Below are 14,026 nucleotides of genomic sequence, written 5' to 3'. Positions count from 1 at the left end.
AGCCACTGCCCGGGTGCACAGAAGTCACTGACCGTCGATCACTGCAGGCCTGAGACTTTGAAGACCGTGAGGGCCGTCTCGCGGTCGATACGCTCTGCCAGCCGGCGCAGGGCCGTCTCGCCGCACAGCAGAGTGCCGCGCTGGATCGATGTGCGGGTGTCTGTGTCGACCCGGCGCCACATCGCGGGATTGCGGACCAGGACGGTCGGATCGATCTCGACCTGGCTTCCCTCCGTGTCGCGGAGGATCATCCGCTGGGCCACCCCGTCGGACCACCTGACCGAGACGAGGGAGTCGGTGCGGACAGTGTGTTCCACCAGCAGTCCTCGGGCGCTGAGCAGACCGGGACCTACGGAGACCCTGGACGGCAGCAGGATCACGAAGAAGAGGGCGGCCAGGCCGGTCCAGAGGGCGCCGCGGGTCGCGTCGAGCTTGCCGAAACCCGCGTCCATGGCGAGCAGGGCCGAGTACAGGAGGGACGCGACACCGATGGCCGAGCGCATCTCGCCGGCCCAGTGGATGTCGCGTGTGATAGGCCCTCGAGGCTCCGCGCCGGCGTGAGCACCGGTTGCGGACTGCGTGAAACGTCGTCCCATGGGGGTGACGTTAGGGCCGGTACGGGCCTCGACACCGGACCCTGACGCACCGCTGATGTGATGGCTACGGCATTTTGACGGCGCTCCGGTTCGAGACCAACCCCAGGCCGTTCAGTGGCCTGGCGGGCCGGTGGTGACCGGCGCGGGATTCCACGGTGCGGGGGCAGGCGGTGGCTCGAACGGTCCGGCCCGGTTGGCCATGAGGATCAGCAGCGTCCCGACGACGAGCACGGTGATGACGATGAGGGCGAGCCCGACGGGGTTGCGAGGGTTGTAGTAGTAGCGGTTCGTTCCCCACTTGCTCCGCTTGAAGACCGGTTCGTCGTCGTGATGCACAGGCTGCGTCCTAGCTGGGTCGAAGGTATGGGGAGGCGCGCATTCCCCAGCGGCCATTGCGGTCAGGAGGCGCAGCCCACTGCCTTCTGGGCCGCGGGGAAGTACACGGTCATGAGACGGGTGAGGGCCTCACGGCGTGCGGGTACGTCGGAGGCCTTGATGGGCGGGTAGATCTCGACGACGAACTGGCTGGGTTTGCCCTCGTAAGTGCAGCGTGCGACCGCGACGGCCATGGAGTCGGCAACGCGGGCGGCGTCGCCCACGTCGATCTGGACGGGATCGCCAGAGCTTGCCAAGCGCTGTCCGATGCCACCCATGACGTCTTCGTCCGCCGTGGTCACGTCGCCTTTCACGGTCAGGACGGTGTTCTTGTCCACGGTCAGTTCGCACCGCGGAGCGTGCGGCCTGGCTGCGTACGTCGACTGCTCCAGCTTGGCGCCGGGCGGAAGCAGCGGTGCGGTGAGGGCCGAATCGACGGCCACGCCGCATAGGTCGCCCGGCAGCGCGTACTCCCTGCTCTCGCTGCACCCGGTCACGGAGATCAGTGCCGCGGCCCCCGCGGCGGCCGTCATGGCCGTGCGCAGGCGCTTCACTGGGTGCCTGCCAGACCCTTGGCGGCGACGTTCCCCGTCACTGCGGACGTGTTGATCTCCTGCTCCAGCGTGCGCGGCGTGTAGGGGTGCCCGGGGTTCGCCTTGGCCCATTCCTCGGAGAGAGCCCTCAGCTGGTTCTCCCGGTGCGTGAACGTCTTCGCGTTCTGGTCCTGGACTCCCGCGTCGATCCGCGCCTGTTCGTCGAGCTGCCACTGGTAGGCGAGGGCGTCGACACCTCGTTGCGCTATGTCGCCGACCACGGGGATGAAGTTGGCGGCTCCGCCGAAGCCGTGGTAACCCCACTTGGCTTCCCACGTGGGGTCATCCTTGTCGGTCTTGAGGGCCTGGTAGCGGGCCTCTTCGAGGAAGCCGACCGTACGGCCCGCATCTTGCAGCGTCTCGTTGGGGTCACGCGGGTGTTCTGCGTGGATGTCTTTGATCATTTCTCGGTTCATGGCCTCGTTGAGCATGCCGTAGGAATTCTGGTCGCGGGAGACCTGCTTGCTCACCTCCAGGAGGTGGTGGCGGTCGAGCTGGCGGGGGTCGTCCGGCGTGTCCGACATGGCGCTGGCCGAGTGGTGTACGACATCGCTGTGGGCGGAAAGGACCTTGGTCATGTCGTCGCGCATCTCGGAGGGGAACTCGTCGCCGCGCTCGGAGAGGTACTTCAGGGAGCGGTCCAGAACCTGGCGGTGTTCAGGCGTGAGGTCGTCGGGACGCGTTGTCATGTTGTTGGGGTCGACTCCCGTGGCTGCAGAGACCAGGGCGGCTCCCGTGGCCTCCCGCGCGGCGTTGCCGTCCTTGGTGTTGAGGGGTGTGTCGTCGAAGGTCTGCCGGTCGCCGAGGACGTACTGGGCGTTGTCGGTGGGCTGCGTCGCGTTGAAGAACTCCGTCGCGGCGTTCGGGCTGGCGGCCAGGGCGGTCATGAAGCCGGTCATGGGGTCGCGGCCGAAGTCCTCGCCGATGAAGTTCATCTTGGGCACTGGTGGCACGCCGCCGTTCCAGTAGTTGGCCGGGAGCTTCATCTTCTTCTCGGTGGCGACGAGCGCGTTGCCGTAGTCGTTCAGGAAGCGGTTGTCCCAGTCGCCGTTGCGCATGAGGTTGCTCATCACCTGGTAGCCGTAGACCTGGCTGCCGCGGGTCTGGATGCGCTCCTCGCCCAGCTTGACCATGTCGTTCTCCCAGGTGCGCATGGCCGGGCTGTCGGACTGGGTGGCGCCGGCCAGGGTGAGGGAGAGGTTGCGCTGGAAGTCGCCGAGCTGGTCGTGGCGGGAGCGCTGCAGGGTGCCGCCGTCGGAGGGGTCGGCGAGGTCCGCCCAGAAGTCGAGCAGGCCGCGCGGGCCGATGGTGGTGGCGAGCTGCTCCTGGAAGAGCCGGTCGTCCTTGTACTTGGCCAGGTCGGCATTGAGCTTGTCGAACTCCTCGGGGGACATGTCGTCGCCCTTGGTCTTCAGGAGCTTCGCGATCCGGTCGGCGTCCTTCATGGCGTCCGCGGCGCGGTCGCGGTCGTAGTAGGCGGCGTCGGAGAAGCCGTACGGGGTCTGGCTGACCAGCATGGTCAGCGCCTGGGCGGCCGTCGTGTCGCTCTCGGTGGCGCCCTCGAGGATCCGCTGGACCTCGTCGCGGAGGGCGGTCGCATCGGCCTCGGTGTGCTCGGGCACCGTCGTGCCCTTGGCGGCGCGGTCGGGGTGGATGTTCATCGTGACGGTGAAGCCGCCATTGCCCGCCGGCACCACGGTGAGGTTCTTCTCCAGCCCGCGCCGGACGGCCTCGTTCAGCCTGGCCTTGTAGTCGACGAGCTCACCGTGGGTGTCACGCAGGATGTTCCCGATACTGGTGGCCTCGGTGGCGGCGTCGGCGAACTCCTTGGCGGTCTTGCCGATGAACTCCCGGGTCACGGTCGCGTTCACCCCGGCCCAGTCGGCCTTCGCGGCTTTACCTCCGAGGTCGCCACGGGCATCCGACTCCAGCTCCCACAATTTCGTGGCCATGGCCGTCCAGTCCGCGACGGCGGTTGACAGCTTCGAGAAGTCCGCGAAACGCAGTGCGTCCAGGTCCATCAGTGCTGCGCCCTTTCCTCGAATCCTGTATTGAGCTGCGCGAACTTGAACTGGGTGGCGATCCAGTACTCGCCTTCGGCGTGCGCGTTCTGCGTGTAGTCGAGGTGGTTGGAAATGTGGGCGCAGGCGTCCAGCAGCGTTCCCACCTGGTCGTGCCACTTGTCCGCGAGCGTCGAGAGGGCGGTCCCCAGAGCGAAGTCCTTCTTCAAGGAGCCGGCCGCCTCGTGCGTACTGGCCTTGGCATGGTCCCCATCGGTGCCGAGCCTCTGCCGCAGTTTGAATGCGGCGTTTCCTACTGCCGCCAGGTCCTTCTGGGTGACCACCAGATCCCCCTGTGGCCCGGGCCCGCCGCCCCCTCCGGGATCGAGCTGATTGAGCCGCATTGCCGTCTGGTTCGCAGCAGCGGCTGACTTGAGCTCTGCCCATTCGGCATCGAATGACATAGGACCCCCGTGGTGAAAGTGACTTGATCGGTGAGCGAGTTCGGTCCAAGCGAGATCATTGGGCCGGATGAGGCCGGCGGCCTGCGGGGCGTGGCTGGACACCGGTCATCAGAATGTCCAGGCCGCGGCGTGTGGTCACCAGCACGACGCGGTCGTCGTGGCGCAGGACCCGTCCGTGTGGTGGTCGCCAGTTGAAGGCAGGCCGGTCCGTGCGGAATCCGCCGAGTGTGTCCGTCGAGGAGGCCGACCGGCGGCTGGTCGCGGGGCCGACGGCGAGTACGCGCCACTCGTGTTCCTTGAAGGCCTCGTGTATGGAGTGCCCTTCGAGTTCTGGGTGGCCGGCGACGTCCACGACGGTGAAGAGCAGGGATCCGCGCTCCACCGGCATGACCCCCAGCACGTGGCGGCCCATCATCGCGGCGGCGAAGGAGGGCGCGGCCAGCGCCGAGACACTGCGGCTGCGGGTGAGCGCGTCCGGGTAACCGGCGCGCATGGTGCGGGAGACGGTGGCGGCGAAGTCGTCGCCGTACAGGCGCATCACGGCGCGCACGCGAGGGTTGCTCTCGCGGGCTGCCATCACGATGTCGAGGTTCTCGCCGTCGTCGTGGGTGAGGACCAGCAATGACTTGCTGGTGCCGATGCGGGCGAGATCGAGGACCCCGGGAGCGGCGGCGTCCTCGAGCAGCAGGTGCACTCCGAGCTCGCGTGCCAGCGCGACCCCTCGGGCCTGCGGGTCCCGCTCGATGACCACGACCTTGTGGTCGGTCGTACACAGCTGCGCCAGGACGCGCGTGCCGATCTTGCCGAGGCCGACCAGGACGATGTGGTCGTGCAGACCCGTATCCGGTACGTGGTTGGCCGACGCGGTGCGGAAGGCCAGGGTGGCGTTCATGGCGGCGGCCACGACGAGAGGGAGTACGGCCAGGCCGACGAAACCCGCGATGAGTTGGAGGACCTGGCGGGCCGTGGAGTCTTCGGTTGCCGGGTCGCCCATGGTGAAGATGTCCAGCAGTGGCAGGTACACCGACTTCCACAGCGGTCCGTCCTCCACGACGGCCGTCGCCGTGGCCAGTAGCACCACCGCCGCGGCGAGCACCCCGAAGACGGCGGTCACTTCGCGGGAGACGAAGATCTTCCAGGGCAGGTGCCCGAGCCGGTCGCTCAGCCAGCCCCGATAGGCCCGCCGCCTGGCGGGGGACGCCGGCGCGTGGTGGTGGGTCACCTCTTCGAGCATGAGCCGGCCGTGCGTGAACTGCCGGTGGTAGGCGGTAGCGGTGTCGGGCAGCAGCTGGGTGCCGTTGGCGCCCGGTGTTTCCGCGCTGTCCTCGCCCATCGGGTCGTCCATGTGCGTACCGGACAGAACGGCGAGCGTGGCCAGGTCCGTCGCGTGGGGCGGGGTTCCGGCGGGGCGGACCACTCCGCGGAACACCTTGCCCTCGACCTGGAGGGTGGGCCCGTGCCCGACTGCCGCGGCGGCCACCAATTCGGGGACGGCCGTGTCCGCGTCGGAGAGCACCGTCGTGGACGCGTCGATGAACGCGTCGTCCTGCCCGGCGTGCGCGGCTGCTGCCCGGTCGAGGAGCAGTTCGAGATGGCGACCGCGGTCCCGGTTGAACATGCGGATGACCAGGCGTACGGACGGATTGATGCTGCGGGCGAGCAGGGCAGCGGTCATGTTGGTCTGGTCGTCGCCGTAGGTGAGGGCAACCGCCGCGGCACGCTCGACGCCGGCCTCCCGGAGGGTCTGCTCGTCGGGCCGCGCGGAGATGAGCAGCTCCACGGGGGAGCGCGGATCCCGGTGCAGGGCGACGACCTCGGCGCCGTGCCCCTCGCGGCGCGACGGCAGGACGACCGTGACAGCCTCGCCGCACACGGCGTCGAGTTCCTGTGCCAGGCGGTGTGCGAGGCCGTCGTCACCACAAATGATCATGTGTTGGGAGCGCTGCCCGACTCGCGCTCGGAGCTGGAGGGTTGCGGACATGCGGTCAGAACCGCCCTGCTGTCGCATCGGTGGCGATCGGCAGGGACAGGACCATGGTCAGTCCTCCGCCGGGGGTGTCCTCGGGTGTGAGCGTGCCGTCCATGGCCTCGGTGAGTCCCCTGGCCAGGGCGAGGCCGAGGCCGAGTCCGGCGGTGTTGTCGCGGTCGCCGAGGCGCTGGAACGGTTCGAAGGCGCGCTCGCGGTCGTCGGCAGCGATCCCGGGGCCCCGGTCGGCGATCCTGATGTCGACCCGCCCGGCCAGGGCGCTGGCTGTCACCAGCACCGGGCGCTCCGCGGGAGCGTGGCGGACCGCGTTGCCGACGAGGTTGGCCAGCACCCGTTCCAGCAGCGGCGGGTCGGCCTGAAGCGCCGGTACCGACTCAAGGCTCTGCACATCGATGGCGGGCCCGCCGTCGGGCGTCAGGTCCAGCGAGTCCAGCGCGGCCGGCAGGACTTCCTCCAGTGTGGTGGCCCGCAGGTCGAGCGTGAGGGCGCCGGCTTGCAGGCGGCTGAGATCGAGCAGGTTCTCCACCAGGCGGTTGAGCCGGTTCAGGGACACCTCGGCGGAGGTCAGCAGTTCCGCGCGGTCCTCGGCGGAGAACTCGATCTCCTGATTGCGCAGTGAGCTGACCGCGGCCAGCGCCCCTGCCAAGGGGGTCCGCAGGTCGTGGCTGACGGCCCGGAGCAGGGCGGTGCGGAGGCGGTCGGCGGCCTTGATGGGTTCGACCTCGGCGGCGGCCTCGGCCAGCCGGGCCCGCTCGACGGCCGCGCCGACGTGCGCGGAGAAGGCGGCCAGCACGCGGCGTTCGGAGGACGGCAGCGTACGGCCGCGCAGGACGAGGAAGGCCTCGGGGCCCGCCGCCACCACGAGGGCGGGGTCCGTCGCGCCGCCCTTGCCGGGGGCTTCGGGAGCCAGCTCGACGGTGTCCATGCCGAAGGTTTCACGCGTACGTTCCAGCAGCGCCGGGATCGTCTGGTCGCCGCGGACGATGCTGCCGGCGAGGGACGACATCGTCTCCGCCTCGGCCGTGGCACGAGCAGCACGGCGGGAGAGCCGCAAGGACCTGTCCGCGGCGGCGGCCACGGTGGCGGCGACGACGGCGAAGACCACCAGCGCCAGCACGCTGTCCGGGTCGCTCATGGTGAACTCGCCTATGGGCGGCATGAACCAGTAGTTGAGGAGCAGTGCGGCGGTCAGCGCCGCGATCAGCGCGGATGCCACTCCGCCGATGCAGGCCACGCCCACGACGGTCACCAGGAAGAGCAGCGCCTCGCTGGTGAGGTTCAGTGTGCCGCGCATGCGGTCGAGGCCGAGGGTGAGCAGCACCGGGAGCACCACGCCGGCCACGGGTCCGGCGATGAGCCGGGAGGTGGGGAGAGTACGCCGCCGGGACGGGAGCAGCCGGCCGTGGCCCGCCCGCTCGTGCGTGACCATGTGGACGTCGATGTCCTCGGACAGCGCCACGACGGTCTCGCCGATCCCGCGACCGGTGAGGAAACGTTCCAGCCGACGGCGGCGGCTCGTACCGAGGACGAGCTGGGTGGCGTTCTCCGCCATGGCGAAGTCCACCAGTGCGGTGGGCACTTCGTCGCCGACGACGGAGTGGTAGCTGCCGCCCAGGTGCTCGACGAGGGCCCGCTGGCCGGCCAGAGCCGCGTGCGAGACCCCGGCGGCGAGCCCGTCGCTGCGAGCGATGTGTACGGCGAGCAGTTCACCGCCGGCGGACCGGTCGGCGATACGTGCCGCGCGACGGATGAGGGTCTCGCCCTCGGGGCCGCCGGTGAGGGCGACCACGACGCGTTCCCGGGTCTCCCAGACGTCCCCGATGCCGTGCTCGGTACGGTACTTGTGGAGGGCCTCGTCCACCCGCCCGGCCAGCCACAGCAGGGCCAGCTCCCGCAGCGCGATGAGATTGCCGGGGCGGAAGTAGTTGGCGAGCGAGGCGTCGATCCGCTCCGGGGGATAGATGTTGCCGTGTGCCATGCGGCGGCGAAGTCCCTCGGGGGGTATGTCGACCAGCTCGACCTCATGGGCGCGGCGCACGAACTCATCGGGCACCGTCTCGCGCTGCGGGACTCCGGTGATCTTCTCGACGACGTCGCTCAGCGACTCCAGGTGCTGGATGTTGAGCGTGGTGACGACATCGATCCCGGCAGCGAGGATGTCCTCGACGTCCTGCCACCGCTTCGGGTGCCGGCCGCCCCCAGGGACATTGGTATGGGCGAGTTCGTCGATCAGCACCACCTGCGGCCGTCTGGCCAGCAGCGCTTCACGGTCCAGCTCCGTGTATTGGCCGCCACGGTATTCCTGTTCGGCCGACGTGAGGATCTCCAGGCCGTCGAGCTTCTCCTCGGTGTGCCGGCGCCGGTGGCACTCCACAAAACCGGCCACCACATCCGCGCCGCGGGCGGCCCGGCGGTGTGCCTCGTCGAGCATCCGGTACGTCTTGCCGACGCCGGGGGCCGCACCCAGAAAGACCTTGAGCCTCCCCGGCCGTACGGCAGGGTGTCCCGCGTCGGCCACCGGGCCCGCCTCGTGCGTGGTCGTCATGCTCAGAACTTCTCGGGGAAGAACAAGGCCAGGACCAGGTACCCGACCAGGCTGACCGCGACGATGATGCCTACGACAGTTTCCGTGCTCACCCGTACCCGACTCCTCCGCACGTCCTCAACTTCACCAGCGAACAGCAGCGATGACGCGAAGGAAACGGCCCTGACGCACTCCTGACGCGAGTCGACTGGGACTTTGACGGTGTATTGACGGCCGTTGCATCGATAGGGTGAAGGTGGTGTGCCGGGAAGCCTGGTCGGCGTCGCGTGACCGCATGGTCCGCGTCGACTCGGGTGGGGGCGGAATGCGCAGCGTCGTTACGGTCTTGTTCCTCGTGGTGCTGGCCACGGTCGTGGCCACAGGTGCCCGCCGCTGGCGAATCCCCGCACCCTCACTGCTCGTTGTCGCAGGGCTCGTCGTCGCGCTGATACCGGGCACTCCGGAGATCCGGGTCAGTCCGGAGGTCATCGGCCTCATCGTCCTGCCGCCGCTGCTGTACGCCAGCGCCGAGGAACTGTCCTGGCGCGAGCTGCGGCTGGTGTGGAAGCCGGTCAGCGTGCTCGCGGTCGGTCTGGTCCTGGCCTCGGCGGCCGCGGTCGGCCTGGTCGCGTCGCTGCTCACCCCGCTGACCTGGCAGATGGCGCTGGTCCTGGGGGCCGTCCTCGCGAGTACGGACCCGGTGGCGGTCACCGCGCTCGGTCGGCGCCTCGCCCTGCCTCCCCGTGTCCAGGTCCTCGTGCAGGCCGAGAGCCTCTTCAACGACGCCACTTCGCTCGTCCTCTTCCGGGTCGCGGTCGTCGTCGCCGCGGCCTCCGCCGGGGTGTCCTGGCAGGCGGCCGGAACGGAGTTTGCGCTGCTTGCCGGCGGCGGCACCCTCGTCGGAGGAGCGGTCGCCGGGGTCGTGGCGCTGATCCGCCGCAGGACCGAGGACCCGGTACTGGAGACCGTCGTCGCCCTGGTGACCCCGTACGCCGCCTATGTGCTGGCGGAGGCCTTGCACGCATCGGGTGTGACCTCCGTCGTCGTGGCGGGCGTGGTGCTCGGAGGCCGGGCCGACCGGTTCACCAATGCCGGCATACGGATCCAGCTGCACGCCGTCAACGGCACCGTGGTCTTCCTGCTGGAGAGCGTCGTCTTCAGCCTGATCGGCCTCACCCTGCCCGGCCAGGTCGCCGCGCTGACCGCTGCCGACGGGCTCTGGCCGCTGTACGCGCTTGCGGTCGCCGCGACCTTGATCACCGTTCGGCTGCTGTGGGTCCTGCCCCTCTCGGCCGTCGTCCAGCGGAACGCGGGCGTACGTCCCTCCTGGCGCGTCCCGGCCGTGCTGACCTGGGCGGGCACGCGTGGCGTTGTCCCACTGGCCGCGGCCCTCTCCATCCCGGTCGCGGAGGGCGACGGCAGCCTCCTGGGCCAGCGCCCGCTCGTGCTCGTCCTGACCACGTCGGTGGTGGTGATCACCCTCGTCGCCCAGGGTTTCACCCTGGCCGATGTGGTCCGCCGCTCTGGAATCGCCCTCGAACCGGATCACACCGAACGCGAGGAGGCCTCCGCCCGGTGTGCCCTTGCCGCAGCCGGCATCCTGCGGCTGGACGAGGTGTCCGACCTCGAAGCGGTACCGGACGTCGTGGCAGACCGGTTCCGGCGCAGCCTCCAGGCCCGGCTCGAACACGCCCGCGACCGCCTGGAGGAAGCCGACCTGGCTGAATCTGCAGACCAGGTCTATCGGCTGCTGCGCCGTGACCTGATCCGGGTGGAGGCCGTCGAACTGCAGCGCCTCTACGACGAGCACCGCATCAGCGACACCACTCGCCGACGGCTGCAGCGCAGCCTGGATCTGGAGGAGGCGCGGCTGGATCTGGCGAGCTGAGGCGTGTGGGGTGCTGTGATCCTGCGATTCCGGGGCTTCGCCCGGGGGCAAGCACCGCATCCTCGCGTTCGTCCAGAGGTATGGATCAGATCCAGCCGTTGCGCCGGAAGGCGCGGTGGATGAAGACGCAGGCCGCCGAGATCAGGCCAAGGACAAGGGGATAGCCGTATCGCCATTTCAGCTCGGGCATGTGGTCGAAGTTCATGCCGTACACGCCGCACACCATCGTCGGCACGGCAATGATCGCTGCCCATGCCGTGATCTTGCGCATGTCCTCGTTCTGCGCGACGGTCACCTGCGCGAGATGAGCCTGGAGGATCGAGTCGAGGAGTGCGTCGAAGGCCGTGACCTGGTCGGTGGTGCGGGACAGATGGTCGGCGACGTCACGGAGGTAGGGCTGGATGTCCGGGGCGATCGACGGTGACGGCTTGGTCGCGAGGGCCTGCAGTGGCCGCTCCAGCGGTGCCACGGCCCGCTTGAGCTCCATCAGCTCGCGTTTGAGCTGATAGATGCGGCCCGCGTCGCCGTGGCCGGTGTGCTCGGTGAAGACGGCGGACTCGACCGCATCGACATCGGCCTCCATCGCGTCGGTCACGGCGAGGTAGTCGTCCACGACGTGCTCGGCTATGGCGTGCAGGACGGCGGAGGGCCCCTTGGCGAGCTGCTCGGGCGTAGCCTCCAGGGCCTCCCGCAGAGGACCCAGCGAACCGTGTCGGCCGCGCCGGACCGTGACGACGAAGTCGGGTCCGACGAAAGCCATGATTTCGCCGGTGTCCACGACCTCGCTGGTGGCCGTGAGTTCCTTGTGCTCGATGTACCGGACGGTCTTGAGGACCGTGAACAGCACGTCGTCGTACCGCACCACCTTCGGCCGATGGTGAGTGTGCGTCGCGTCCTGGACCGCCAGCGGATGCAGCCCGAACAGCTCGGCGACGCCGACCAGCTCCTCCGGGCCGGGTTCATGGAGCCCGATCCAAACGAAGCCGTCGCCCGTTTTGCGTACCCGCCGGATCGCTTCGTCGGCCAGGCAGTTCCCGGTCTGCCGCACGCCCTCCAGGTAGACCACGCAGTTGACCACGGCACTGCCGAGCGGAGACCGTGCCGGATGGCTGAGGTCCACGGTGCGCCGGTCGGTGCGGCGCACCACGCGGCGGAGACTGCGGATGAACGACACGGTGAGCTCCTTCGGCGGATCGGCAGCCAGTGTGCCGCAGCCGGTGGGGCCGGCGAGAGCCGGGCCCATCACCGGTCCGAAGCGTTCACCTGGCGGGTATACCCTGCTTGATGGCCCAGTCCCGCCGCGTACGCAAGGAAGGTGAGATCCACGATGTGTGGTGAACCTCCTAGTCGAACGCCGCGGGACGCTGCCATGGCCGGACCCTAGCCGGATCCGCAGGCGGCGTCTGCGGCGTGCCCTCGTGCATCCCTACGCTTTCTACTTCCTGCCTGCGGAAGGACTCCGTCGTGTCCGAGCGTCGTCCCCTGCGTGCCCTGCGCGCGTTCAAGAAGCCGGCCAAGCGCCCTGCCGAGCCCCGCCCCATTGCCGAACAGTCCGGCACGGCCGTAGCGGCCGAGCGGCAATCGCCCCGTGGAAACAGCGTGATCACTGCCGCTCTGTACCACGACGGTGTGCGCACCAGCACGCATGACTCGCTCGCCGAGACCTTCCAGAAGCTCCGCGAGGCGGAAGGGGGCATGGCGTGGATCGGTCTGCACAGGCCGACCGAGGCCGAGCTGCTGTCCGTTGCCGAGGAGTTCGACCTGCATCCGCTCGCGGTCGAGGACGCGCTGGAGGCACATCAGCGGCCCAAGCTGGAACGCTACGGCGACACCCTGTTCGTCGTATTGCGTGCGGCCCGCTATCTGGATGACGCGGAGGAGGTCGATTTCGGCGAGCTGCATATCTTCGTCGGACCCGACTTCGTGATCACCGTCCGCCACGGAGCCGCCCCCGACCTGGCAGCAGTCCGACACCGCATGGAGAACAGCTCGGATCTCCTCAAGCGAGGCCCCGAATCCGTCCTGTACGCGATCCTCGACGCGGTCGTCGACGGCTACGCGCCGGTCGTGGCCGGCGTGGAGAACGACGTCGACGAGATCGAAACCGAGGTCTTCAGCGGCGACCCGAAGGTCTCCCGCCGCATCTACGAGCTCTCCCGGGAAGTCGTGGAGTTCCAGCGCGCAACCAGACCCCTGACCAGGATCCTGGAAGGGTTGACCGCCGGGTTCGAGAAATACGGAATCGACGAGGAACTGCGACGCTACCTGCGTGACGTCGCCGACCACGCCACCCACGTCACCGAACGCGTCGACAGCTTCCGCCTCGCTCTCCAGGACATCCTCGCGGTCAACGCCACCCTGGTCACCCAGCAGCAGAACGAGGAAATGAGGCAGCTGGCCCACGCCGGCCATGCCCAGAACGAAGAGATCAAGAAGATCTCGGCCTGGGCCGCCATCCTCTTCGCCCCGACCCTGGTGGGCACGATCTACGGCATGAATTTCGAGACCATGCCCGAGCTCGGCTGGGCCCTCGGTTATCCCTTCGCACTGGGGCTGATGGCCGCCGTGTGCCTCGGGCTCTATGTGATCTTCAAGCGCCGGGACTGGCTCTGAATCCAGGCGGACCAACGCGGCGCGGTGATCGGTCGACCTTGCCTCCTCTGCCAGATCAGGGGAGCCAGTGGGGCTCAAGCGGCAACCGGGGTCGCCCGAACCTCAGGTGTCATGGCACGTCCGGTGACGTGGTGGACGTATTCGCGGGTCAGCCGGAAGCCGGCCGTCCAGGCCAGCAACCGGCTGGGCCGGTTGTCGCGTGAGCAGCACCAGCTCGCGGTGTGTCCCCGTGCCTGGATGTCGGCCGTCAGGCCGGCGACGCAGGCCAGTGCGAGGCGTTCGCGGCGGCGATCGGGCACGGTGACGACCGCGATGTCCTCGTAGGTGCTGCCGAGGAAGTAGGTGCAGGCGACGGAGAGGACCCGACCCCTGGCGAACGCGGCCCAGCCGTGGCCGGAGGCGGCGAGCCCGCTGGGTCCGCCCCAACTGGCATGAATCCAGGCGTTCTCGGAGTTCATCGCGGCCAGTGCCGGAGCGTCTTGGGGAGTCAGCCGCCGCACGGTTGCGCCACGCGGGATGCGGGGGAGGGACACCGGTGCCTGACGCTGGTGGACGTACAGCATCCGTTCCCAGGGGACGACGCGTTCGAATGCCGAGCCGAGCGACGGCCAGAACCGGGCGGGCGTCTCTACGTACCGGTCGGCGAACCGGGCCAGGGCGTTCTGGGTGAGCGCGCTCGGATCGCCGCGCAGTAGTACGTGGTCCGCGCAGCTGACGGCGAGGACGCGCGGCAGGTGGGGGCGGTCGGCCCACCAGAGGCCGACGCCCGTGGTCAGTACGTGCTCGGCGAGTGTCCCGGGACCGGGTGAGCCTGTGGGGAACCAACGGCTCAGGGCGGGGAGCTGCTGCGGGGAGATCTCGATCACGAATGTCTCCAGGTACTGCTGCAACGGGTTCTTGGGCAGGGGGAGCGGGCGGTGCAGGGCAGGAGGCCGCGCAGCTCCGGGCCGTGGCTCGCCTTCAGGCCTTGTGGCCGACGGGCGCAG

Annotated in this window: 12 protein-coding genes; 2 read left to right on the top strand and 10 right to left on the bottom strand. The window is 69.2% G+C overall.

Translation table 11 applies throughout. The annotated features are described in order from the left end of the window. Positions 1-38: 38 nt before the first annotated feature. The 8 genes from ACWG52_RS06525 to kdpF form a co-directional block, all read right to left on the bottom strand. The gene (locus tag ACWG52_RS06525; protein ID WP_376680270.1) at positions 39-503 is read right to left on the bottom strand and encodes a hypothetical protein; all 465 of its coding nucleotides are present in this window, start codon (positions 501-503) and stop codon (positions 39-41) included. 204 nt (positions 504-707) lie between these two features. Further along, positions 708-932 carry a hypothetical protein gene (locus ACWG52_RS06520; protein ID WP_214346505.1) on the bottom strand — a complete coding sequence of 75 codons (225 nt, stop codon included), beginning with the start codon at positions 930-932 and terminating at the stop codon, positions 708-710. Between the two features lie 62 nt (positions 933-994). Then, the gene (locus ACWG52_RS06515; protein WP_376680269.1) at positions 995-1,525 is read right to left on the bottom strand and encodes a hypothetical protein; all 531 of its coding nucleotides are present in this window, start codon (positions 1,523-1,525) and stop codon (positions 995-997) included. Next, positions 1,522-3,585, bottom strand: a complete 2,064-nt coding sequence (locus ACWG52_RS06510; RefSeq protein WP_376680268.1) for a hypothetical protein — start codon at positions 3,583-3,585, stop codon at positions 1,522-1,524. Before ACWG52_RS06510 ends, ACWG52_RS06515 begins: the two co-directional genes overlap by 4 nt. Then, a complete protein-coding gene (locus ACWG52_RS06505) occupies positions 3,585-4,028 on the bottom strand; it encodes a hypothetical protein (protein WP_214346496.1) in 444 nt (147 codons plus the stop codon). Before ACWG52_RS06505 ends, ACWG52_RS06510 begins: the two co-directional genes overlap by 1 nt. A gap of 55 nt (positions 4,029-4,083) precedes the next feature. Further along, entirely contained in the window at positions 4,084-5,958 is a 1,875-nt protein-coding gene (locus ACWG52_RS06500) for an NAD-binding protein (RefSeq protein WP_453128116.1), read from the bottom strand. Positions 5,959-6,013: 55 nt separating this feature from the next. Then, positions 6,014-8,560 carry an ATP-binding protein gene (locus ACWG52_RS06495; RefSeq protein ID WP_453128114.1) on the bottom strand — a complete coding sequence of 849 codons (2,547 nt, stop codon included), beginning with the start codon at positions 8,558-8,560 and terminating at the stop codon, positions 6,014-6,016. A gap of 2 nt (positions 8,561-8,562) precedes the next feature. Then, positions 8,563-8,652, bottom strand: a complete 90-nt coding sequence (gene kdpF / locus ACWG52_RS06490) for a K(+)-transporting ATPase subunit F (protein ID WP_107093322.1) — start codon at positions 8,650-8,652, stop codon at positions 8,563-8,565. Positions 8,653-8,864: 212 nt separating this feature from the next. Here kdpF and ACWG52_RS06485 point away from each other — a divergent pair, with 212 nt between their 5' ends. Continuing rightward, positions 8,865-10,427: a Na+/H+ antiporter gene (locus ACWG52_RS06485; protein WP_453128112.1), complete on the top strand. Its 1,563-nt coding sequence runs from the start codon at positions 8,865-8,867 to the stop codon at positions 10,425-10,427. Positions 10,428-10,512: 85 nt separating this feature from the next. Here the strand turns inward: ACWG52_RS06485 and ACWG52_RS06480 are convergent, their stop codons facing one another. After that, on the bottom strand, positions 10,513-11,601 hold the full coding sequence (locus ACWG52_RS06480) for a magnesium and cobalt transport protein CorA (protein WP_376680265.1): 1,089 nt from the start codon (positions 11,599-11,601) through the stop codon (positions 10,513-10,515). Between the two features lie 290 nt (positions 11,602-11,891). Between ACWG52_RS06480 and ACWG52_RS06475 the strand changes: the two genes are divergently transcribed. Continuing rightward, positions 11,892-13,040: a magnesium and cobalt transport protein CorA gene (locus tag ACWG52_RS06475; protein ID WP_376680264.1), complete on the top strand. Its 1,149-nt coding sequence runs from the start codon at positions 11,892-11,894 to the stop codon at positions 13,038-13,040. 74 nt (positions 13,041-13,114) lie between these two features. Here the strand turns inward: ACWG52_RS06475 and ACWG52_RS06470 are convergent, their stop codons facing one another. Beyond that, positions 13,115-13,906, bottom strand: coding sequence for a GNAT family N-acetyltransferase (locus tag ACWG52_RS06470; protein WP_376680263.1), 792 nt, complete (start codon positions 13,904-13,906; stop codon positions 13,115-13,117). Positions 13,907-14,026: the final 120 nt, after the last annotated feature.

It is taken from the genome of Streptomyces sp. CLCI03, assembly GCF_053615355.1.
Note: the sequence above shows the minus strand (reverse complement) of the source record. Positions and strands in the feature narration are given on the sequence as shown.